This is a genomic window from Nocardia sp. bgisy118 (genome assembly GCF_057708605.1).
This window is the reverse complement of the sequence record NZ_JBYISM010000004.1, coordinates 110851-131703: the sequence shown is the minus strand read 5'-3', so window position 1 is coordinate 131703 and position 20853 is coordinate 110851. Positions and strand designations below refer to the sequence as shown.

Below are 20853 nucleotides of genomic sequence, written 5' to 3'. Positions count from 1 at the left end.
AAGGCTCAGGGCATCCAGGTGATTCGACCGCCTTGGAAGTCCTGGGCCTTGCCGCCCTGGTAGTCGTATTCTTCGCCGGTGGGGTAGCCGTAGCGGCCGTTCTCGGCTCCCGCGCGGACCCAGTCGTCGCGAATGGCGCCCCAGACGACGTGGGCGCCGGTGGGTGCGGACCAGTAGATGGCGCCGCCTGCGAAGAGGTTGTAGCGGCCGTTGTCCGCGGCGGCGGTGGCTTCGTCGGTAATGGGGAAGCCGAGGGCACCACCTTCCCAGCCGTAGGCTCCCCACCTGTCGCGAATGGCCCCGCCGATCTGGTGTGCGTCGGTGCCGAGGGACCAGTAGATGGATCCGCCTTGGAAGTGGTTGAAGCTGCCCGGTCTGCCCGGTGTGGCGAGTTCTCCGGTGACGGGGTAACCGAGGACGCCGTTCTCCCAACCGAACGTGCCCCACTTGTCGCGGATCGAGCCGCCGATCAGGTGGGCGTCGGCCTCGGGATGCCAATAGACGGAGGCGTTGCGTTCGAAGGCTTGGAATCGTCCGCCGCGGCCCGCGTCGAGTTCGGGGGTGACGGGATCGCCGAGGGCGGCGGGCCCGCCCGCGCGGTCGTATTCGACCTCGATGGCCCCGCCGACATCGAAGGCGCCGACGGGGCGCGCGGCGGCGGCGCCGATGCCCGCGGCGAGCGCGAGCGCGAGCGCGGTGGTGGCGATGGCGCCGCGACGGGACGCGGACAGGCTGCTGGTGCGACGTTGCCGAGCCAAGTGAACTCCTTGACAGGTGTGAACCGGAGGGCGGACCGGGATCGCGAAGCGCCCGGTGTCGACGTGCGAGGTCAGCGTACTGGCGTCGGCGTGCGATGCCCGTCCCGACTCGCGCACGACCGGAGCGAAAGCGCAGCTCTGCGCCACGTGGCCGAGGGTGCCGGTGTCGTCGTCGACACGAGGTGCATCGGCGATCCGTGCGCGGTCGTTAGCAAACCTTGCGATTCGTTTCCTTGGTCCGGTTCGCTGTGGGCGCGATGATGTCCGTGCCGAACGGGCGCGTCCCGGCTATTCGGCGGTGATGGTGAGGATGTCCTCGATCGGCAGACGGGGTGTCGGCGGCACGGGATCCGGTTCGGGTGCGCTGCCCACGCGGACGACTACCTGAGGGCGCAGGTGGCCGGGTATCAGTGCCGCGATCACGCGCCGGGCTGCGGGCAGCTCGGTGATGTGCGTGAGCGGACACGTCGAGAGCCCGGCGCCGGTGCACTCCAGCAGCACCGCCGACAGCGCCTCGCCGGTGCGCAACCACTGCGCGGGCGTGTCGCCCGAGGAGCTCAATGACAGCAGACGGGCTCGATCCTCGGCCGTCGTCCGGCGGGTGGTTCCCGGCGCGAGGGGGAAGTCGCGGCGAACGGGCACGCGCCCCGCCTCGGCCGTGGTCGCGAGCGCGGTCGGAGGGATGCCCTCGGATATATCGAAATGTCCAGTCCACCAGCGCAATTCGCTCTGATACGGCTTGTCGTAGCGACGCAGCGCGGCGGCCTGATCGGACGCGGCGGCGAGTCGGTCGCGCACCGAGTCGGGCAGGTCGTCGAGCGTGATCTCGCACGCGCGCGCCACTTCCGTCACGCCGGGCAGGAGGGCGTCCCAGCCGTCGGGTGCGTCCATCGGCAGTCGGTCGGAGTACCTGCGCCCGATGATGCGGGCCTGATTGCGGATGCGTTCGGGCGGATCGGGCCAGGGCCGGAAGGCGAGGGCGGCCAGATAGCGCGGCCGCGCCGGATCGGGCAGCCGAACGACCTCGGTGTGCCAGCCATTTGCGGCGAACGCGGTCCTGATGTGGTGCAACAGTGCGCCGCAGCTGATCACCTGCTGGCGCCCGTCCGGATCGGCCATCGGAAGCAACCGATCGGGGTCGCTGTACAGGTGCAGCCGCTTGCCGTCGAAGATCAGGCGCCACGGCTGGGAGTTGTGCAGGGAGGGAGCGCGGCGGGCTACCTGCAGCGCGGCGGCGACGGCCGAGGCATCGGGAACTGCAGATCCGGCACGAGCGTTTTCTGCGGTCATGCCTATCGAGTATTGCACGAGGTGAGCGGGCATCGAGGAGCAGGCGGGTCCGTCGCATCGGTGGCGCCGGTCACCTTCCGTCACCGGCAACTTCGATCTCGCCTCCGATGCCAATGGTTTGCCAGGAATGTATGAAGACGCCGTCCTTAGAAAATGTTGTCACCTGAGTTGCAGGTCAAGATGTCTTTTTGCGGGAATTGCCAATACTGCGCGGCGCGCTGTGTTGTGCTCGACGCGTGAGCCAAGTCCACTTGGGGCACATCTTTCACGTCACTGGACAAGCGACCGTCCAGGAGGCGGCGGACGCGCTGGTTTCCATACCGGACGGCGCTCTGATCGTCGGCGGGGACGGGCGGATCGCCTATTGCGGCGCCCGAGACGAGATCCCGGCCGAATTCCGCGGCGTGCCCCCGATGGACCACCGCCCGGGCTTCCTGCTTCCCGGCTTTGTCGACACCCACATCCACTTCCCGCAGACCTTCGCGGGCGACGCCTACGGCGGCGGCCAGCTGCTCGAATGGCTCACGCGCTGCATCTACCCGTCCGAAGCCCAGCTGGCCGACCCCGTGTACGCGCATCGGGCGGCCGTCGAATTCTGCGCCCGCCGTCTCGCCGCGGGCACCACCGCCGCGATGGTCTTCGGGTCGGCGTTTCCGCACGCCCAGGACGCGCTGTTCGCCGAGACGCGCCGGCGCGGCCTGCGCATGGTCAGCGGCCGCGGTATCCAGACCACGGGCGAGGCGTCCGTCGCGCCGCTGATGACCTCCGAGGACGAGGCGATCCGGCTGACCAAATCGGAGATCGACACCTGGCATGCCATCGACACCGGCGACGTCGACACGGCCCTGCTGCATGTGGCGGTGGTTCCGCGCTTCGCGCTGGCGGTGACCCGCGAAACGCTGCGCAACCTCGGCGAGCTCTACGACTCCGTGCGCGATCAGGGCGTCTATTTCCACAGCCACCTGAACGAGAACAACCGTCCCGGCACCGGCGAGGTCGACAGCACCAAGCAGGCGTACCAGGTGGATTCCTACCTGGACACCTACGACGGGAAGTTCCTGCCCGGCTCGCAAGTGGGCGGCAAGAGCCTGCTCGGCAGGCGCAGCATCCTCGCGCACAGCGTGCACTGCCAGGATTCGGAACTGCGGCGCTTGGCGCAGACCGGCAGTTCGATCGCGCATTGCCCGGTGTCGCAGCAGTTCCTCGGGTCCGGCACGATGCCGTGGAAGCGGACGATCGCCTCGGGCGTCACGGTGGCCGCGGGCACCGACTACGGCGGCGGCGACGAATGGTCGATCCCGCGGGTGCTCTCCGCGGCGTTCAAGGTGCACATCTCCGAGCCGGGCGAGGACGGAGTGTCGATGCATCCGGCGGAGATGCTGTTCACCGGAACGCTGGCCGGCGCGCGCGCCCTCGACATGGAGAGCCGGTTCGGCAACTTCGATGTCGGCAAGGAGGCCGATTTCGTCGTCATCGATCCCACGGGCACACCGGCGCTGGAAGGCACTCTGGCGCAAGGGATTCGATCCGACGACTCCGTCCTCGCGCGCGATCAGACGCTGTTCGCGTTGCTGATGGGGATGGACGAATCGACGATCGCGCAGGTCTACGTCCGAGGTCGCCGCGTCGACGACCGCTAGCGGGCCGCCGATGAACGCCACCGCCGTCACCGTCTTCCATCGTCCCGCGGACAGCGCGGCCTTCGCCGCCTGGCTGGATCGGATGACCGAAATGGCCTCGGTCGCCGAGGGATTCGTGGAGAGTTGCCGCGCGGTGAGCGACGACCCGGCCCTGGAACCAGGGTTCAGCGCCACCTTCGGAACAGAGCGGCAGGTGAACGACTTCCTGGACTCGACCGCCAGGTCCCATGCGCTCGCCGAGGGAGATTCGCTCGGCTTTCACCGGAAGAGCTCGGATCTGGTCATCGTCGAGGGAGGGTTGCCGCCGCCCGGCGTCGGGGTGTTCCATCACAGCGTCACCCGGGGCAAAGCGGCGGAATTCGTTGCGGCGGAGGCGGAACTGGTCACCCTGAGCGCCACGTTCCCCGGATTCGAGGGTGTCGCGCTGTTCCCTCGCGGCGACACCGGCCGGTGGTTCACGGTGCTGCGATTTCGCACGGCCCAGCACCTGTCGGACTGGATGCGCTCGAAGGAGCGCGCCGCGGCCCTGCCCGCGCTGCGCGCCGAACTGACCGAGGATTTCTCGGTCGTCGCGCACACCACGCCGTTCGGTTCGACGCTGCGCACCGTCGACGGCCAGACTCGGGTGACGCCCACCTGGAAGATCGCGATGCTGGTGCTGCTCGTGCTGTATCCGACGGTGATGACGCTGTCCAGGTTCCTCGGCCCGGTGCTGGACGAGAACGGCGCGCCGCCCTGGCTGGCGATGTGGCTCAGCCAGATCGTGAGCGTCGCGTTGATGAGCTGGATACTCTCGCCCGCCGTGGCCGCCTGTTTCCGGTGGTGGGTCGATCCGGTCGACGGCGCGGGCTGGCGCGTGAGTGCGCTCGGGGCCGCGATCGTCGTGGCCCTCTACGGTCTGACGCTGCTGCTGTTCGAGTCGGTCAAGTGGCTGCACTACTGGGACTACAACCGATGAACGGCCCCGGGCGCCCGGGTCGGTCAGCGGGCCATCGCGGTCCCGCCGATCGAGACGTAGACGAGCATCATGACGAACAGGAACCACCCGGCGCCCTGCCAGATCGGCCAGACCCGGCCGCGCCGCCAGCGCAGATAAGTGATGACGAAGGCGCCGATGCCGCCCGCCAGCAGGACGACGGCGGGCACGAGCAGCACCGCAATACTCGAGGCGGCGTCGCACAGCAGCGGACCGGACAGGCACGCCTCCCGGCCTGCGGCCCAGACCGTGGCCACCAGCGCGACGAGCGCCGCCGTGCCGAGAACCGCGAGGTCGTACCGGACGGCTTGGCGAAATCCCTCCGGATCGGACCAGCGCTTCTCGACGTCGTTCACCATCCGGCTCACCTCCGATCGCGGTCACGGGCGTCGAAAACGCCCGTGACCGGAGTTGCCGGACCGATCGCTCCCAAACTCGCGGTCGACCGCTCAGTGCGCGGCGGTCAGATCCGGCGGGTCGGCGCGGCGGTGGCGCATTTCGAACCAGTACGTGGCGATCACCGTGCCGTAGGCGGCAACGACGACGGAGACGGTGACGGCGAGCATGAGCAAGAGCAGTAGAAGCAGAAAAGCCATGTGCCCTCCCCGGAATCAGCGTGAGGTCGGCGTCGAAACAGGGACAGCGCCGCGTCGCGCCTGTTCCCTTGTCAATCCCCCTGCACCCCTCGAATCCTAGAACCGCGGGCCTGCCATGGCACGGGTGCGCCGGTGTGAGTCGAGTCATAACGAATTGGGTGTGTCCGGCCCATCACATGATCTTGGTGGGGTTGAATGGGAGAGTTCTCCGTTTTCGAAGTATCGCGCTCTCGTGAAAACGAATCCCCAGCATCACTCCAGCATCCGCGAAGGAGTATGACAGTGAGCACGATCCTCTGCGCGTTACACGACACTGTCCTCGCGCAGTACAGCAATCCGACCCCGGAAGAGCCGCCGCTGGCGGACAAGCTCATGCAAATGGGTCGGTACTTCACCTGGCTCGTTCAGCTGTCCGGGATCACCGCCATTACTTACGGCGGTGGCCGTTTCGCCTGGGAAAAGTGGAGCGGTGGCGGTCTACAGTCGCCGAAGATGATCGCCAGCGCGATGGCGGGAGGCGCCGTCGCGACCAGCGCGGGGACGATCATGAACGCGGTGATCTAGCCGCTCGGCGGGTCGCACACCGCGGGCGGAACCGACTCCGCCCGCGGTGTGCGGCCCGTTTCACATCCCATATTAGTTGTGTGCAACTGAGTTGCCCGCTACCGTTCATGGGGCACGGCACGTTCTTCGAGAAAGGCACCCCATGAGCACCCTCTACACCGCACAGGCCACCGCGACCGGCGCCGGACGCGGCGGGCACGTCCGTTCCTCCGACCAGGCGCTCGACCTGGAACTGAGCATCCCGAAGGAACTCGGCGGCGCGGGCGGTGCGGGCACCAACCCCGAACAGCTGTTCGCCGCGGGATACGCCGCCTGCTTCCACAGCGCGCTCCAGCTCGTCGCCCGCCGCGAGAAGGTGAAGGTCGCGGACTCCGCGGTGACCGGCGCGGTCGGCATCGGCCCGAACGGGGACGGTTTCGGTCTGGCCGTCACCCTCACCGTCGACCTGCCCGGCGTCGACCCCGCCCTGGCGCGCTCCCTGGTCGACGCGGCGCACCAGGTCTGCCCGTACTCGAACGCCACCCGCGGCAACATCGACGTCGATCTCGTGCTGGCCTGATCCGCGAGTCCGCGCACCCGGATCGGCTCGCCCATTCGCGCTCGCACGTTCATCAGATCCCTCCGACCCGTCTCGGTGCGGTCGACCGGCCATCCAGTAGCTTTGGCAACAGGGTGGCCGCGTCGCTCGCACGAGCCGACGGTGCCGCCGCGGAACCAGTTTTCGCACACCCACCGGACCTGACGAACGAAGAGAGCTGATCGATGCCGACCTCTACCGCGCGTGCACAAATCGGTGTTACCGGCCTGGCTGTCATGGGCAGCAACATCGCCCGCAACTTCGCCAGGCACGGTTACACCGTCGCGCTGCACAACCGTTCCGTGGCCAAGACCGACGCACTGCTCGCCGAGCACGGCGGCGACGGCGATTTCGTTCGCACCGAGACCGTCGAGGAGTTCGTCGCGGCGCTGGAGAAGCCGCGCCGGGTGCTGATCATGGTCAAGGCCGGTGACGCGACCGACGCCGTCATCGAGGAGCTCGCCGCGGTGATGGAGCAGGGCGACATCATCATCGACGGCGGCAACGCCCTCTACACCGACACGATTCGCCGCGAGGCCGCCATGCGCGAGCGCGGACTGAACTTCGTCGGCGCGGGCATCTCGGGCGGCGAGGAGGGCGCGCTCAACGGTCCGGCGATCATGCCGGGCGGACCGAAGGAGTCCTACGAGTCGCTGGGTCCGTTGCTGGAGTCGATCGCGGCGCAGGTCGACGGCACCCCGTGCTGCACCCACATCGGCCCCGACGGTTCCGGGCACTTCGTCAAGATGGTGCACAACGGCATCGAGTACGCCGACATGCAGCTGATCGGCGAGGCCTACCACCTGTTCCGCGACGCGCTCGGTCTGGACGCCAAGCAGATCGCGGATGTGTTCACCCAGTGGAACTCCGGCGATCTGGAGAGCTACCTGGTCGAGATCACCGCCGAGGTGCTCGCGCAGGTCGACGCGAAGACCGGCCGCCCGCTGGTGGACGTCATCGTCGACGCCGCCGAGCAGAAGGGCACCGGTCGCTGGACCGTCAAGTCCGCGCTCGATCTCGGCGTCCCGGTGACCGGCATCGCCGAGGCGGTCTTCGCCAGGGCGCTGTCCGGTTCCCGCGCGCAGCGCAAGGCCGCGGTCGGCCTCGCCTCCGGCACGCTGGCCGAAAAGCCCACCGACGTCGAGCAATTCACCGAGGACATCCGCCAGGCGCTGTACGCGTCGAAGGTCGTCGCGTACGCGCAGGGCTTCGACCAGATCGCCGCGGGCAGCGCCGAATACAACTGGGATCTGCGTCCGGGCGACCTGGCGACGATCTGGCGCGGCGGCTGCATCATCCGGGCCCGGTTCCTGAACCGGATCAAGGAGGCCTACGACCAGGATCCCGCTCTGCCGAGCCTGATCCTCGCGCCGTACTTCCGCGAAGCGATCGAGACGGCCATCGACAGCTGGCGGCGCGTGGTGTCCACCGCGACCCTGCTCGGCATCCCGGTCCCGGCCTTCGCGTCCTCGCTGTCGTACTACGACGCGCTGCGCGCCGAGCGGCTGCCCGCCGCGCTCACCCAGGGACAGCGCGATTTCTTCGGCGCGCACACCTACGAGCGCATCGACGCCGAGGGCAAGTTCCACACGCTGTGGAGCGGCGACCGCAGCGAGGTCGCCGCGGGCTGAGCGGCGCGGGTCACGCCGTGACCCCGTCGTAAGCGGCCGCGACGATGTCGAACGACCGGTCGTCGGTGAGCGATCGGTCGTCGTCGAGCATCCGGTTCATGACGTAGGACACCGTCATCCGCGTGTCCATGTCGACCCAGACGAGCGAGCCACCCCAGCCGCCCCAGAAACACGTACGGGCGCTGGGGGATTCGCCGCCGCCGAGACCGTATCCGAGGCCGTAACGCATCGGTGTGCCCAGCACGGTGTCCATGCCGCGGAACTGCTCGTGGACGGCGCGTTCGCAGCCTTCTCGCGACAGCAACCGCACGCCGCGCCAGGCGCCGGCGTTCGCCAGCACCGACTGCACGGCGGTCACCGAGCGGGCGTTGCCGAATCCGCCGACGGCCGGAATCTCCGAACGCCGCCAGGCAGCGGTGTTGGCCGCGGCGGCGGGCACCGACGGATTGCCGGGGCCGCGCGGCGCGGAATCGTCGCGCCCCGGGCTCGCGGGCGGCGCGATGATCGGTGCTACGCGGTGGTCGTGCTCGGCGGGCAACCCGATGTGGAAGTCGGCCTCCAGGGGCCCGGCGATCTCCTCGGCGAAGAAGGCACCCAGACTGCGACCGGTGATCCGCCGGACGATCTCGCCCACCAGATAACCCTGGGTGAGCCCGTGGTAGCCGGCCGCCGTCCCCGGCGACCAGCGGAGAGGTTGCGCCGCAAGCCGTGCCGTAGCGGTCGGCCACTCGTAGAGATCTTCCACCGTCATCGGCTCGTCCCAGGTCGGCAAGCCCGCGGTATGCGAGAGCACGTGCCGTACCAGCACGCTTTCCTTGCCCGCGGCGCCGAATTCGGGCCAGTACTCGGCCACCGGCGCCGCCGGATCGAGGTCGCCGCGGTCCGCGAGGACCAGCGCGCACAGCGCCGTCATGGTTTTGGTCGTCGACCAGACGTTGGTGATGGTGTCGCGCTGCCACCGCGCGGTGCGCGACTCGTCGGTATATCCGCCCCAGATGTCGACCACGAGCTCGTCGCCCACCGACACCGCCACCGAGGCGCCCACGTCGTCGCGATCCAACGATGCCGCCAAAGTATCTGCCACCGTGCCGAATTCGCTCGCGCACCGTCCGTGGATCTCAGCCATACGGGGCAAGCTAATCCGGGACGTCCGCTCGAGCCACCGATTTTCGACGGTTCACGAAGCACCCGCACTCTCGTACAGTGCAGATATGCCCGAAGAAGCGCATACAGGCGCGGTCGAGGCCGCCGCCGCGGGCACCGATGACGTGCTCTCGCTCGCGGCCCAGCTGTGCTTTGCCCTGTACTCGACCTCGCGCTCGATGACCGCGGCCTACCGGCCGTATCTCGACGCCATGCGGGTGACCTACCCGCAGTACCTCACGCTGCTCGCGCTCTGGGAGAACCCGGGAATGACGATGAAGCAGCTCGCCGATCGGCTACGGCTCGACTACGGCACCGTCTCTCCGCTCGTGCAGCGGCTCCAGGCGCGCGGCCTGGTCGAGAGCGTGCGCAGCTCGCACGACCGGCGGGCCGTGCATCTGCACGCCACCGAGGCGGGGCTCGCACTGAAACAGCAAGCCAGGCAGATGATCGCCGCGGTGCTGGCGGACGTCGACTATTCCATCGAGACGGTGACGGAGCTGCGCGACCAGGTCAACGCACTCGGCGCCCGCCTCGACACCATCGTCGCCGAACGCGCCGCGCGCTGACCGTCGCTCGCATCGCTGGGCTCGGCTACGCGTCCGCGTCTTGGAACTCGCGCCGGGTGATGAGGATGCCGGATGTTTGACGCGTGGGTCGCAGGGCGATGGCCAGTACGGCCGCTCCGGAGAGTGCGATGAGCATGGTCCAGACCGCGCCGACGTGCATGGCGTGCACGAACGCGTCGTCGGCGGCGCGCGCCAGGTCGGGCAGCCCGACGGCGTCGGCGACATGCCGGGCCTGTTCCGCGGAGATGCGCGCTCGATCCTGCACGTCAGGGGGCAGACCGGGCAGCGCCGATTCGATGCCACGGCTGTATACGAGGGACATGATCGTCCCGCCCACCGCGATACCCAGCACGCTGCCGGTCTGACGCACGGTGTTGGTGACGGCCGATCCGGCGCCGGCCTGTTCCATCGGCAGGGTGGCCATGAGGGCCGCTGTCACCGAGCCGATGACCAGGCCGATGGCAAGGCCCTGGATGAGGACGAGGATCTCGTACCAGACCATCGAAGTGTCCAGTCCGAAACAGCCGAAGGTACCCATGGCCAGTCCCGCGATGGTCAGTGCGGTCACGGTGACGGGACGCAGCCCCCAGCGGCGGACCAAGCGGATGCCGAGCGGGCCGCCGACAATCGCGCCGAGTGCGCCCGGGGAGCTGGCCAGTCCCGCTTGCAATGCCGAGAAGCCACGTGCGCCTTGGAGATAGAAAGCGCCGTAGAAACCGACGGCGGTCATGGCGAACAGCAGCAAGCCGATGGCGGCGTTGCCGCCACCGAAGGTGCGCTGCGCGAGCAGTCGTGGGTTGAAACTGGGCTGGGCACTGCGCAATTCGACGATCACGAAGGCGGCCAGCAGCAGAATACCCGCGGTGACCGGCAGCCAGACATCCACGCGCCCCCAGGTCGCGACCTGACCCGCGCGAATCAGGCCGTAGGCCAGGAGCGCAAGCCCAGTGATGGACAGCGCCAATCCAGGAAGATCCAGCGGACGCCGGGTGGGACTGCGGAAGTCCGGGATGAGCGTCGCGATCCCCACCAACCCGAGCGCAACGGCCGGGACGTTGACGAGAAACACCGAGCCCCACCAGAAACGGTCGAGCAGCACACCCGCGATCAGGGGTCCCGCCGCGATACCCACACCGGCCGACGCCGAGGTGATACCGATGGCGGTCGCCCGCGCGGGCCCGGTGAAGGTCCAGGTGAGGATGGCCATCGTCGCGGGCATGATGAGCGCGCTGCCGACCCCCATGGCGGCGCGGGCGGCAATGAGCTGCCCGGCGTCGGCGGAGTAGGCGGCCCACATGGACGAGGCGGCGAAGACGGTCATCCCGGTGGCGAGCACGGCCCGGTGCCCGAAGCGATCGCCGAGGGCGCCTGCGGTGAACATCAGCGCGGCGAAGACCAATGTGTAAGAGCCGGTTGTCCATTGCAGTTGTGCGGGGCTGGCATTCAAACCGCGGACCGGATCGGAGAGAGTTTCGAGAGCGGTGCTGAGGATCGTGTTGTCCATCCAGATGAGCAAGGAGGACAGCAGGAGTACGGCGAGGATCAACCGCTGCCTGACGTTCGGCAGTGTCGCGGGCGTGGTCATGGAAACCTTCGATACGATTGGTAGGAACCTGACGTTGTAGAGCGTGCATTATCGTCAGGAACCTGTCAATCAGATCTGGGAAAGGGCTGTGCGTGGATGCCGAAGGCGGGTCGCTGACCTTCATCGTTCGCAAGGTCTGGCTGAATATGCGGGCGGCGATCGGTGAGGAGCTCAAGGAGTTCGGACTGTCGACCTCGCAGTACGCCACGCTGATGATGACCGCCGCACAGCCGGGGATGTCGGTGGCCGATATCGCGCGAGAGGTGGCGAGTACCCGGCAGGCCGCGAACGAGATGATCGGCGGACTGGAGAAGGAGGGCCTGATCGAACGCCGCCCGCATCCGACCGATCGTCGTACGCATCAGATCCAGGTGACCGAGGCGGGAATGCAGCGATACGCGGCGGCGCGGGTGGCCGTCGCGCGGCGCGAGGCGGAGCTGGAAGCCGGCCTTACTCCCGCGCAGCGCAAGGCGATTCGCGAGTGGATGTCAGGAATCGCGGACGCCTGTCACTGACAGGATCGGGCGCCATCGTGAGAGCCGCCTGCAGCTGCTCGACCGCTGGCTCGTGCATCCCAGGGCCGAAATGACTCGACCCGACGGAGTCGCGAATGTACGTTGCCCGCATGTGCATCTACCCCAGCCGGACACATCTGGTGTGCCTGCGCTGCCGGGGCTCTTACAAGTACTCGATCGGACAGGGGCCGGCCCGCTGCCCGCAATGCCGTGGGGACCTCCTCGACGCCGGTCCGCACCTGGAGGTGCCCAGGAAAGTCGACAAGGCGAGTTGGCGAGCGCTCGAAGCCGTGCTCGAATCCGGGCTGAACTTCTCCGGCGGCTGCTGTGGCACTGGTCCTGGCTATCGGCCCCGCACGCCGCGCGAAGTTCGGGAGCGACTGATTTTCGCTGAACGCACCGGTACGCCGATCGCCGAGGCGCTGGCCGCGGCCGATCCCGCAATCGGCGACCGTCTGCCGAGTGTGGCGCGAACCGAGCGCCGTGTCGGGTGAATGCAGCTTCGGGGAACACGTTGCGACGAATCTCCTTGGTCGGCACCATGCTTGGATTGCCGCTGAACGCCGCTATGCAGGGACCGCGTCGGGTTCGAACATCTGCGCCACAGCACCGGCGACCCGACTCACGGAATTCGATACTACGGTTCAGACACCGTGGGTGGTCAGGCAGAACGGGTGCCCCGCGGGATCGAGCATCACCCGGCGGTGGCTGATGTCGGGTTGGAAGGCGGTCAGTACCGCGCCCAGCTCGCCCATCCACGCTTGCGCAGAATCCAGATCATCGACCCCGAACTCCAGATGGGCCTGCTTGGCCACCACCGATTCCGGCCAACTCGGGCGTCGATAGTCCAGGATGCGGATGAAACCCAACCCCGGCCCACCGGCTCCGGTCCCGAGCAGGACGAAATCATCGCTGGTGTAGAGCACCGGCAGGCCGAGTCCACGGCTGTAGAACTGTGCCAACTCGACAGGATCTGAGCAGTCGAAATCTATTGAGAGCCAACGGATTATCGGCCGAGGTTCGGCGACGGCACGGTTCTGTGTTGTCTGTTCAGCAGTCATGGTCCACACCGTAGGGTCCGACCAGGACAGGTCCGGTCCTGGATCCGGACGAGAATACCGACTGTGATCGGATCTACCACGCGGTTGCTGCATGTATTGGCTCTGCTGGACTCCCGCCCGGCATGGACCTGTCAGGAATTGAGCAGGCGGCTGGGAGTGACCGACCGGACGGTACGCCGCGATATCGCACGCCTGCGGGAACTGGGGTACGGCATCGATTCCGATCCCGGCCCGTGGGGAGGCTATCGCCTGGCTCGTCGACCACGGGTTCCAGCGCTCGCCCTCGACGAAGAAGAGGGTTTCGCAGTGGCCGTGGCGTTGCGGGAAGCCGCGGCGGGCGGCGTGCTCGGCAGCAGCGTCTCGGCATTGTCGGCGCTGTTCAAACTGCAAACCCTGCTACCCGAACGGTTCGCGCGCCACCTCGACGCGGTGAACCGCACCCTCGCCCACACCGCCGACGGGGCGGAGGTATCCCCGCAAGCCGACGCGTCCGTGCTGTGGGCTCTGGCCACGGCATGCCGACAGAGCGAACGCCTTGCGCTGACCTACCGCGATCATCACCAGCGCATCACCCGCCGCTACGTCGACCCCTATCGTCTGGTGCGCGCCAACCGCCGCTGGTACTTCCTCGCCGAAGACGTCGACAAACAGCAATGGCGTACATTCCGGGTGGACCGGGTACTGCACACCGAACTCACCGGACATCGCATCGAACACGACAACCCGCCCGACCCCGCCACGCTGGTCACCGAAGCGATCGCCGCGGTCACCTACCCGCTCTACACCACGATCAGGCTCGCCGTGCCACTCCAGCAAGCCTTGCGAATCGTGCCGGCCACCATCGGAACCCACCGCCCCGACGGCCCCGACGCCACCCTCATCGATATCGGCGCCAACGACATCGACTCTCTCGTCACCTATCTGATGGGTCTGGGCGCCACACTGCGCGTACTGAGCCCCGACACCGTCCGCCGAGCCCTCCTGGACAGGGTGGCCGCTCTGCGGGTCGACAACCTGTAACAAGGCTGTGCATCGCGCGCGGCGTCGCCGCAGGGATGTTGTTCGCGCCTACGTTTTCCTAGGGTTGCCCAGTTCGTCGTCCGGCCGTATTTCGAGCGTTTCCACGAGGGCAGAGGCGAGGAGGGCCACGGCCCGATCATCGTCGCGGGCCAGTTGCCGCAGGGTATCCAGCGCGATGGTCCCAGGCATCTCGGCGAGTGCCTGGGTCAGTCGTATCCGCACTGCCGAGTCCGCTGTATGTGCGGTCAGCTCGTCGATCAGCGCAGTCATGATCCGGTCTGCCCACGTCTCGTCGCACGCCAACGTTCCCAGAAGCTCGGCCGCCTCGATATCATTCGGGCCCTCGACCACCGTGCCGACAAGTTCCGGCACAGCCTGGGTCACGCCACGCGCACCCAGTGCGAGAGCAGCGTGTCTGCGGACCGTCGCGTCCGCGTCCCCGAGCGCGTCCGTGAGCACCGCGGTCGCCTCGTCGCCCGGTATCTCGGCCAGCGCCAAGACCGCGCGCCTCCGGACGTCGACGTCGTCTGACCTCATTCCGGATGCCACTCGCGCTGCACCGTCACCGCCGGCCCGTGCGAGGGCCCACCGCAGGGCCCCGGCAACGTTTGGATCGGATTCGGTGAGGAGCGCCTCGGCCAGCAGCTCGGCAGGCATCGAGACATCCTCGGCCGGGGCCAGGACGGCCTGCTGCCGCCGGGCGGCGCTTTGCGAACCGAGTCCGTGCAGGAGCTCGATGATACGCAGGACGTGTTGCCAGTCGAAGGGCTCGGCCGCATCGACCGTCCGGAGCCGCTCGAGGAGCTCTTGCTCCCGGTGCAGTCGTTCCTCGGTCTTTCGGATGAGGTCGCCGACCAGTGCGGCCGGGGTGAATTCGGCATCATCGAGAGCGCGCCCGATCTGGCTCAGGGACAGCCCCAGGGAACGCAACCCCTCCACGTGGAAGATCCGCCGGATGTCCTCGGGGGCGTATTCCCGGTAGCCACCCACGGTTCGTCCGGTCGGCCGTACCAGCCCGAGGGAGTCGTAGTGCCTGAGCATCCTGGCGCTCACCCCCGAGCGGCGCGCCACCTCACCGATCAGCACGCGCTTGTCTCCTCCCGGTCCGGACCGAGCGCGACGACCCGTCTCGCCTGATCGACGGCGAGGTCGAATCCGGCATCCGGGTCGCGCAGGAGCCGCTCCGTGGCGCGCGCATGCGCCCGCACCATCGGGTCGTGACTTGCCATCGCCGTCCGAAGGAGCGGCTCGCTCACATCGCCGAGCGCGACGAGCGCACGGCTCAAACTCAGCCGTACCTCCCGGTCGCCGCGCCCGAATTGCCTGGCCAGTTCGGCGGCCAGCCCTTCCTTCGCTCCGTCGGGCACGAGAACCGCGGCAGCGCGCCATGCACTCCGCGCGACGTCGTCGTCGGCATCGCGCAGCAACGAACGCGTGATCGCCGGCCACACACTCGGGTCCCCGATCTTGGACAGCGTGTGCAACGCTTGGCTGCGAGCCTGAGCGTGCTCGGAACGGAGCTCCGCGCGCAGCTTCGGAACCGTGATCTCCGAAGGAAGACGGGTAAGCGCCCATGTGAGCATGTCGCGCACGAAGAAGTCCGGCTCGATCGCGCACCGTTCTATCAGCGCATCGACGAAACCGGGCTCGGGATTCGTGCCGGCCGCCAGAGCCGCCTCGAGCCGAGTCGACGAGTTACCGGCCGCCAACGCGTCGAGCAGTCGCCTGTCCTGTGTATTCCTGTGTGTCGAGTTGATGGGAACCACCTCCGACAGCCAGTCAAGGCCTTCACACAGTGACAAGGTCAAGTCCACGGGCGTGACCGCCGTGGGCATCGTCCACCATCGCACTCGTGGCCCGGCCCGAGCACCGGGTTCGGCTACGCGTCCAGTACGCGCGCGGCCCGCTGCACCACGGGCGGCTCGGTGGACCACGGGAAGTTGATCCACCTGTCGGTGTGTCGCCAGACGTACTCGCACGCTACCTCGGAGCGCGGCTTCTGGTAGATCACCGCGCAGCGCACCTCGGCGACGTGCGCGGAACAGAAGTCGCGGACCAGCTTCAGCGTTGCGCCGGTATCGGCGACATCGTCGGCGACGAGCACCGTCGCGCCCTCGAGGTCGACGGACTTGGGGACCGGAGGCAGCATGACCGGCATGTCGAGGCGCTGATCGACGCCGGTATAGAACTCGACGTTCATCACGTGCAGGTTCTTCACATCCAGCGCGTAGCCGAGGGCGCCCGCGACGAACAGGCCGCCGCGGGCGATGGACAGAATCAGGTCGGGATGGAAGCCGTCGGCCGCGATCTCGGTCGCCAGCTCCCGTCCCGCGATGCCGAACTGCTCCCAGGACAGCACTTCCCGATCCGCCATCGGACCTTTCCTCTCGCTCGAATGTGGTTTCCGAGCATACGGATGGTTATCCGGCGCGGCGGCGGAACGGGCGCGGCCGGAGCCCGCGCCCGCCCTGCGGTTCCGCGTTGGACGCCGCAGGGGCCGAGTGCGGAGCGGAGGGCGGGCTGCGTTCGCCGCGCCCAGGCGAGGCGAGGCGACCCCCGACCAATGGGTACAGTGCGCGATCACGCGTCGACCGCCCGCCGGGCGTAAGCGCGCACGTCGGCGTCGGTGTCGTCGATCGCGCGCTTCAGCGCCTCGCGAGCCGATTCGTCCGTGCGCCAAGTGCTGAGCGAGAGCACCGCGGCCTTGCGGACGTCCAGGTGCGGGTCGAGCAACGCCTCGGCGAGCACGGGGATCGCCGGCTCGGGCGCGGCCCCCGCCAGGCCGCGGGCCGCGCCGACGCGCACCTGCCAGGCCGAATCACGCAGTGCGACGGACAGATTCGCGCCGTCGTCCGGTCCGGCGCCGAGCGCGGCGAACGCCGTGAGCGCCGCCGCGCGGACCAGCGGGTCGCGGTCGGCGGACAGGGTCCGCGCGACCTCTACCCCGCCCTCGCCGATGGCCGCCAGACCGTTGGCGACCGCGATCCGCACCTCTCGGTTCGGATCGTCCGCCAACGCGGCGACCCCGGCGCGGTCGTCGAGCGAGACCAGCGCGCGCACCGCTTCGATGCGCACCCGGTGGTCCGGATCGGCCAGCGCCGCACCGAATTGCGCCGCGCTGCCCGCGCGCAGGGCACGCAGCACATCGATGACGGTGGCGCGGACGAGCGGGTCGGCGGAGTCGAGGTGTTCGGGCAGCCCTGTCGCGTCCGGCAGCACTTCCACCAGCTCCCGCAGGCTTTCGGCGGCCACCCGCCGCACCGACGCGGCGGCGTCGCCCAGCGCGTTCGCGAGCGCGGACGCGAAACCGTCCGGCGTGTGCTCGGTGAGCACCGAGATCGCCGCGCCACGCACACCGGCGTTGGCATCCACGAGATAGCTCGAAAGATCCCGCACCGTAGGCGAATCCAAGGCGAGCAGGGTGACGAGTCGCGGTGACGGGGGAGCGGCGGGCGCCGCGGCTTCGGTGACGACCACCGTGTCGTCGCGCTGCGGAGGTCGGCCCGAGCGCAGCCGCGGCTGTTCGACCGCCACGATGGTGGGGTCCGTCGACGGCACGTCGTCCAGTCCGGGCACCGGCACGAGATACGGCGCGACCGGACGCTTGAGGAACTCCATCGCCCCGTCCGCGTCCTTGCGCAGATTCAGGTGATAGCGCCAGGCATTGTCGTCGCGTTCGGGCAGATCGGCGCGCTCGTGGTAGAGGCCCCACCGGGATTCGGTGCGGGTCAGCGAGCTGCGCGCCGCCATCTCGGCGCAATCGCGGATAAACGAGACCTCCACCGCGCGCATCAGCTCGTGCGGGGTGCGCGCGCCGATGCCGTCGACCTCGGTGCGCATCCGCTCGAACGTCTCCACCGCGATGGACAGCTTGGTGGCCGTCTTCGGCGGCGCCACATAGTCGTTCACGAAGCGGCGCAGCTTGTATTCGACCTGGGGCTGCGGCGGCCCGTCCGATTGGCGCAGCGGCCGGTAGACGAGTTCGTGCGCTTCGGACAGCTGGTCCTCGGGAAGGTCCTGCGGCGCTTCGAGATCGGCGAGGGTGGAGGCGGCGTGCGCGCCCGCGAGATCGCCGTAGACGAACGCGCCGATCATGTAGTTGTGCGGCACGCAGGCCAGATCGCCCGCGGCGTACAGGCCGGGCACGGTGGTGCGCGCGTGTTCGTCCACCCACACGCCCGAGGCGGAATGGCCACTGCACAAACCGATCTCGGAGATGTGCATCTCGATGTCGTGGGTGCGGTAGTCGTGGCCGCGGTTGGCGTGGAAGGTGCCGCGGGTCGGGCGTTCGGTGGTGTGCAGGATGCCTTCGAGCGTGGACAGCGTCTCGTCGGGCAGGTGCGACACCTTCAGATAGATGGGGCCGCGCGCGGATTCGATCTCGCGCTTGACCTCCGCCATCATCTGGCCCGACCAGTAGTCGGAGTCGACGAACCGCTCGCCTTCGGCGTTGACCTGATAGCCGCCGAACGGATTGGCGACGTAGGCGCAGGCGGGACCGTTGTAATCCTTGATGAGCGGGTTGATCTGGAAGCACTCGATGCCGGAGAGTTCCGCACCGGCGTGATAGGCCATCGCGTAGCCGTCGCCCGCGTTGGTCGGGTTCTCGTAGGTGCCGTACAGGTAGCCGCTGGCGGGTAGCCCGAGTCGTCCGCAAGGTCCGGTGGCTAGGATCACCGCTTTCGCGCCGACCGCCACGAATTCGCCGGTACGCGTGTGCAACGCGGCGGCGCCGACCGCGCGACCGTTCTCGGTGAGCACCCGAACGGGCATGAGCCGGTTCTCGATCCGGATCTTCTCCCGCATCGAGCGCTGGCGCAGCACGCGATACAGCGCCTTCTTGACGTCCTTGCCCTCCGGCATCGGCAGCACGTACGACCCGGAGCGGTGCACCCGGCGCACCGCGTACTCGCCGTACTCGTCCTTCTCGAACTTCACGCCGTAGCGCTCCAGCCGCTGCACCATCGCGAAGCCGCGCGTCGCGGTCTGATAGACGGTGCGCTGGTCGACGATTCCGTCGTTGGCCCTGGTGATTTCGGCGACGTAGTCCTCCGGTGTCGCCTTGCCGGGGATGACCGCGTTGTTGACGCCGTCCATGCCCATGGCCAGCGCACCGGAGTGGCGCACGTGGGCCTTCTCCAGCAGCAGCACGTTCGCGCCGTGTTCGGCGGCGGTGAGCGCGGCCATGGTGCCCGCGGTGCCGCCGCCGATGACCAGGACATCGCAGTCGAGCCGGATCCGTTCGGATAGCTCGGGAATGTTCACAGTTTCTCCAGGATCTCGTCCCGCACCGCCTGCCGGTCGACCGGCTGTCGCGGTGCGGGCACCTCGACGACGGCGCGCAGGGCGGCGGAGTGTTCGTCGTGCCTGCCGAGCACGGCGATGCGATCGCCGAGCAGCAGGGCCTCGTCGAGGTCGTGGGTGACGAAGACGATGGTGGTGGGGTGGGCGCGCCAGGTGTCGATCAGCAACCGCTGCATGGTGGCCCTGGTCTGGGTGTCCAGCGCGCCGAACGGCTCGTCCATCAGCACGGCCCGCGGCGCTCCGGCGAGGCTGCGCGCCAATTGGACTCGCTGCCGCATGCCGCCGGACAGGTCGCGCGGCAGGTAGTCGGCGTAGCCGGTGAGACCGACCTCGGCGACCCAGCGTCGCGCGACGGACTTGCGTTCGGCGCGCGGTGTGCCGCGCAGATGCAGCGCCAGTTCGATGTTCTGGCGCGCGGTGCGCCATGGCAGCAGCGCGTCGTCCTGGAACACCAGCGCGCGATCGGCCGACGGTCCGGTGACCGTGGCGCCGTCGGCGCGCACCACCCCGGCGTCGGGGCTGCGCAGACCGGCGATGGCGCGCAGCAGGGTGGACTTGCCGCAGCCGGATTTGCCGACCACGACGAGGATTTCGCCCGCGGCGATGTCCAGGTCGAGGCCGTCGACGACGGTGCGTGCGCCGTAGGCGATCCGCACGCCGTCCAGGGTCAGCCGCATCCCCGAAGTGACGGGTGCGGCGGGCGCCGTTGTGGTGGTGGTCATTCCGCAACCTCCCTGGGCAGCCAGCGGGTGATCCGGCGACCGGCCAGCTCGACCAGCCCGGAGGTGGCGAAGCCGAGCACGCCGATGGTGATCATGCCGACGAAGACCGCTGGATAGTCGACGATGGTGTAGGCCTGCCAGGTGCGGTAGCCGACGCCGAGCCGCCCGGAGATCATCTCCGCGGAGATGAGGCAGATCCAGGCCACGCCAACTCCGACCGACAGCCCGCTGAACACGCCGGGCAGGATGCCGGGAAACACCACGCGCACCAGCACATCTCGGCGCGACGCGCCGAGCGTGCGCACCGCGTCCTCCCAGATGGTCGGCAGCGCACGCACCGCGTGCCTGGTGCTCACCAGGACCGGGAACAGCGACGCGGTGAAGGTGATGAAGACGATGCCGGATTCGTCGCTGGGGAACAGCAGGATCGCGACAGGCACCAGCGCGATGGCGGGGATCGGGCGGACCAGCTCGGTGAGCGGGCCGAAGACGTCGGCGAGCAACCGGGAGCGGCCGAGCCCGATGCCCGCGAGCACGCCGACCACCGCGGCCAGCCCGAAGCCGGTGACGATGCGGATCAGCGACTGCGCGATGTCCAGGTAGTACTGGTCCTTGCCGAGATGCTCGCCGAACTCCGCCACGATCTCGGTCACCGTCGGCAGCGAGTCGAAGCGCAGTCCGGCTCGCACGTCGTTGACGGTGAGCAGCTGCCAGAGCCCGACGGCCGCGAGCACCGAGACGATCCGGACGGCCCGTGACCGCCACTCGGAAGTGGTTCGGCCCTTTGCGGTCTCCGGCTCGGTGACCGCGTCGCCCGCGACGGCCACGGCGCTCATGCCTGCGCCTCGCTGGCGCTCGGCACCGGCATGCGCGAGGCGCGCTGGCACATGACTCGCTCACTT

General features: G+C 68.7%; 22 protein-coding genes. 9 read left to right on the top strand and 13 right to left on the bottom strand.

The window, feature by feature from the left end; all coding sequences use genetic code 11:
- Positions 1 to 5 precede the first annotated feature (5 nt).
- Both AC3EO7_RS06440 and AC3EO7_RS06435 read right to left on the bottom strand, forming a co-directional pair.
- Positions 6 to 758, bottom strand: coding sequence for an LGFP repeat-containing protein (locus tag AC3EO7_RS06440; protein WP_431969773.1), 753 nt, complete (start codon positions 756 to 758; stop codon positions 6 to 8).
- Positions 759 to 1046: 288 nt separating this feature from the next.
- On the bottom strand, positions 1047 to 2048 hold the full coding sequence (locus AC3EO7_RS06435) for an Acg family FMN-binding oxidoreductase (protein WP_435590685.1): 1002 nt from the start codon (positions 2046 to 2048) through the stop codon (positions 1047 to 1049).
- A gap of 236 nt (positions 2049 to 2284) precedes the next feature.
- Between AC3EO7_RS06435 and AC3EO7_RS06430 the strand changes: the two genes are divergently transcribed.
- The gene (locus AC3EO7_RS06430; protein WP_435590684.1) at positions 2285 to 3688 is read left to right on the top strand and encodes an amidohydrolase family protein; all 1404 of its coding nucleotides are present in this window, start codon (positions 2285 to 2287) and stop codon (positions 3686 to 3688) included.
- Between the two features lie 10 nt (positions 3689 to 3698).
- Positions 3699 to 4646, top strand: coding sequence for an antibiotic biosynthesis monooxygenase (locus AC3EO7_RS06425; RefSeq protein WP_431969776.1), 948 nt, complete (start codon positions 3699 to 3701; stop codon positions 4644 to 4646).
- Positions 4647 to 4669: 23 nt separating this feature from the next.
- Here AC3EO7_RS06425 and AC3EO7_RS06420 read toward each other — a convergent pair whose 3' ends face one another.
- Positions 4670 to 5023, bottom strand: coding sequence for a hypothetical protein (locus AC3EO7_RS06420; protein ID WP_431969777.1), 354 nt, complete (start codon positions 5021 to 5023; stop codon positions 4670 to 4672).
- A gap of 90 nt (positions 5024 to 5113) precedes the next feature.
- Positions 5114 to 5260, bottom strand: a complete 147-nt coding sequence (locus tag AC3EO7_RS06415) for a hypothetical protein (protein WP_431969778.1) — start codon at positions 5258 to 5260, stop codon at positions 5114 to 5116.
- 282 nt (positions 5261 to 5542) lie between these two features.
- Between AC3EO7_RS06415 and AC3EO7_RS06410 the strand changes: the two genes are divergently transcribed.
- The 3 genes from AC3EO7_RS06410 to gndA all read left to right on the top strand — a co-directional run bounded on the left by AC3EO7_RS06410 (position 5543) and on the right by gndA (position 8032).
- Positions 5543 to 5824 carry a hypothetical protein gene (locus tag AC3EO7_RS06410; protein WP_431969779.1) on the top strand — a complete coding sequence of 94 codons (282 nt, stop codon included), beginning with the start codon at positions 5543 to 5545 and terminating at the stop codon, positions 5822 to 5824.
- Between the two features lie 142 nt (positions 5825 to 5966).
- On the top strand, positions 5967 to 6383 hold the full coding sequence (locus AC3EO7_RS06405; protein ID WP_431969780.1) for an organic hydroperoxide resistance protein: 417 nt from the start codon (positions 5967 to 5969) through the stop codon (positions 6381 to 6383).
- A 203-nt stretch (positions 6384 to 6586) separates the two neighbouring features.
- Entirely contained in the window at positions 6587 to 8032 is a 1446-nt protein-coding gene (gene gndA, locus AC3EO7_RS06400; RefSeq protein WP_435590683.1) for an NADP-dependent phosphogluconate dehydrogenase, read from the top strand.
- Between the two features lie 10 nt (positions 8033 to 8042).
- Here gndA and AC3EO7_RS06395 read toward each other — a convergent pair whose 3' ends face one another.
- Positions 8043 to 9158: a serine hydrolase domain-containing protein gene (locus AC3EO7_RS06395; RefSeq protein ID WP_435590682.1), complete on the bottom strand. Its 1116-nt coding sequence runs from the start codon at positions 9156 to 9158 to the stop codon at positions 8043 to 8045.
- 85 nt (positions 9159 to 9243) lie between these two features.
- Here AC3EO7_RS06395 and AC3EO7_RS06390 point away from each other — a divergent pair, with 85 nt between their 5' ends.
- The gene (locus AC3EO7_RS06390; RefSeq protein WP_435590681.1) at positions 9244 to 9744 is read left to right on the top strand and encodes a MarR family winged helix-turn-helix transcriptional regulator; all 501 of its coding nucleotides are present in this window, start codon (positions 9244 to 9246) and stop codon (positions 9742 to 9744) included.
- Positions 9745 to 9769: 25 nt separating this feature from the next.
- On the opposite strand, the gene AC3EO7_RS06385 is transcribed toward AC3EO7_RS06390, so the two are convergent.
- Entirely contained in the window at positions 9770 to 11329 is a 1560-nt protein-coding gene (locus AC3EO7_RS06385; RefSeq protein ID WP_435590680.1) for an MFS transporter, read from the bottom strand.
- Between the two features lie 92 nt (positions 11330 to 11421).
- On the opposite strand from AC3EO7_RS06385, the gene AC3EO7_RS06380 reads away from it, so the two are divergent.
- Both AC3EO7_RS06380 and AC3EO7_RS06375 read left to right on the top strand, forming a co-directional pair.
- Positions 11422 to 11844: a MarR family winged helix-turn-helix transcriptional regulator gene (locus AC3EO7_RS06380; RefSeq protein WP_435590679.1), complete on the top strand. Its 423-nt coding sequence runs from the start codon at positions 11422 to 11424 to the stop codon at positions 11842 to 11844.
- A 110-nt stretch (positions 11845 to 11954) separates the two neighbouring features.
- Positions 11955 to 12338 (top strand): hypothetical protein, encoded by a 384-nt coding sequence (locus AC3EO7_RS06375; protein WP_435590678.1) that lies wholly within the window; start codon positions 11955 to 11957, stop codon positions 12336 to 12338.
- Positions 12339 to 12488: 150 nt separating this feature from the next.
- Here AC3EO7_RS06375 and AC3EO7_RS06370 read toward each other — a convergent pair whose 3' ends face one another.
- Complete coding sequence (locus AC3EO7_RS06370) at positions 12489 to 12905, bottom strand: VOC family protein (protein WP_435590677.1); 417 nt, start codon at positions 12903 to 12905, stop codon at positions 12489 to 12491.
- Between the two features lie 63 nt (positions 12906 to 12968).
- Here AC3EO7_RS06370 and AC3EO7_RS06365 point away from each other — a divergent pair, with 63 nt between their 5' ends.
- Complete coding sequence (locus AC3EO7_RS06365; protein ID WP_435590676.1) at positions 12969 to 13925, top strand: helix-turn-helix transcriptional regulator; 957 nt, start codon at positions 12969 to 12971, stop codon at positions 13923 to 13925.
- 48 nt (positions 13926 to 13973) lie between these two features.
- Here AC3EO7_RS06365 and AC3EO7_RS06360 read toward each other — a convergent pair whose 3' ends face one another.
- The 6 genes from AC3EO7_RS06360 to AC3EO7_RS06335 all read right to left on the bottom strand — a co-directional run bounded on the left by AC3EO7_RS06360 (position 13974) and on the right by AC3EO7_RS06335 (position 20787).
- Positions 13974 to 15011 carry a HEAT repeat domain-containing protein gene (locus AC3EO7_RS06360; protein WP_431969789.1) on the bottom strand — a complete coding sequence of 346 codons (1038 nt, stop codon included), beginning with the start codon at positions 15009 to 15011 and terminating at the stop codon, positions 13974 to 13976.
- Positions 15005 to 15691 (bottom strand): HEAT repeat domain-containing protein, encoded by a 687-nt coding sequence (locus AC3EO7_RS06355; RefSeq protein WP_435590820.1) that lies wholly within the window; start codon positions 15689 to 15691, stop codon positions 15005 to 15007. Before AC3EO7_RS06355 ends, AC3EO7_RS06360 begins: the two co-directional genes overlap by 7 nt.
- A 113-nt stretch (positions 15692 to 15804) precedes the next feature.
- Entirely contained in the window at positions 15805 to 16299 is a 495-nt protein-coding gene (locus tag AC3EO7_RS06350) for a phosphoribosyltransferase (protein WP_435590675.1), read from the bottom strand.
- A 206-nt stretch (positions 16300 to 16505) separates the two neighbouring features.
- A complete protein-coding gene (locus AC3EO7_RS06345; RefSeq protein WP_435590674.1) occupies positions 16506 to 19190 on the bottom strand; it encodes a fumarate reductase/succinate dehydrogenase flavoprotein subunit in 2685 nt (894 codons plus the stop codon).
- The gene (locus AC3EO7_RS06340; protein WP_431969792.1) at positions 19187 to 19951 is read right to left on the bottom strand and encodes an ABC transporter ATP-binding protein; all 765 of its coding nucleotides are present in this window, start codon (positions 19949 to 19951) and stop codon (positions 19187 to 19189) included. The genes AC3EO7_RS06345 and AC3EO7_RS06340 overlap by 4 nt, the downstream gene beginning before the upstream one ends.
- Positions 19948 to 20787, bottom strand: coding sequence for an ABC transporter permease (locus AC3EO7_RS06335; RefSeq protein WP_431969793.1), 840 nt, complete (start codon positions 20785 to 20787; stop codon positions 19948 to 19950). The genes AC3EO7_RS06340 and AC3EO7_RS06335 overlap by 4 nt, the downstream gene beginning before the upstream one ends.
- Positions 20788 to 20853 lie beyond the last annotated feature (66 nt).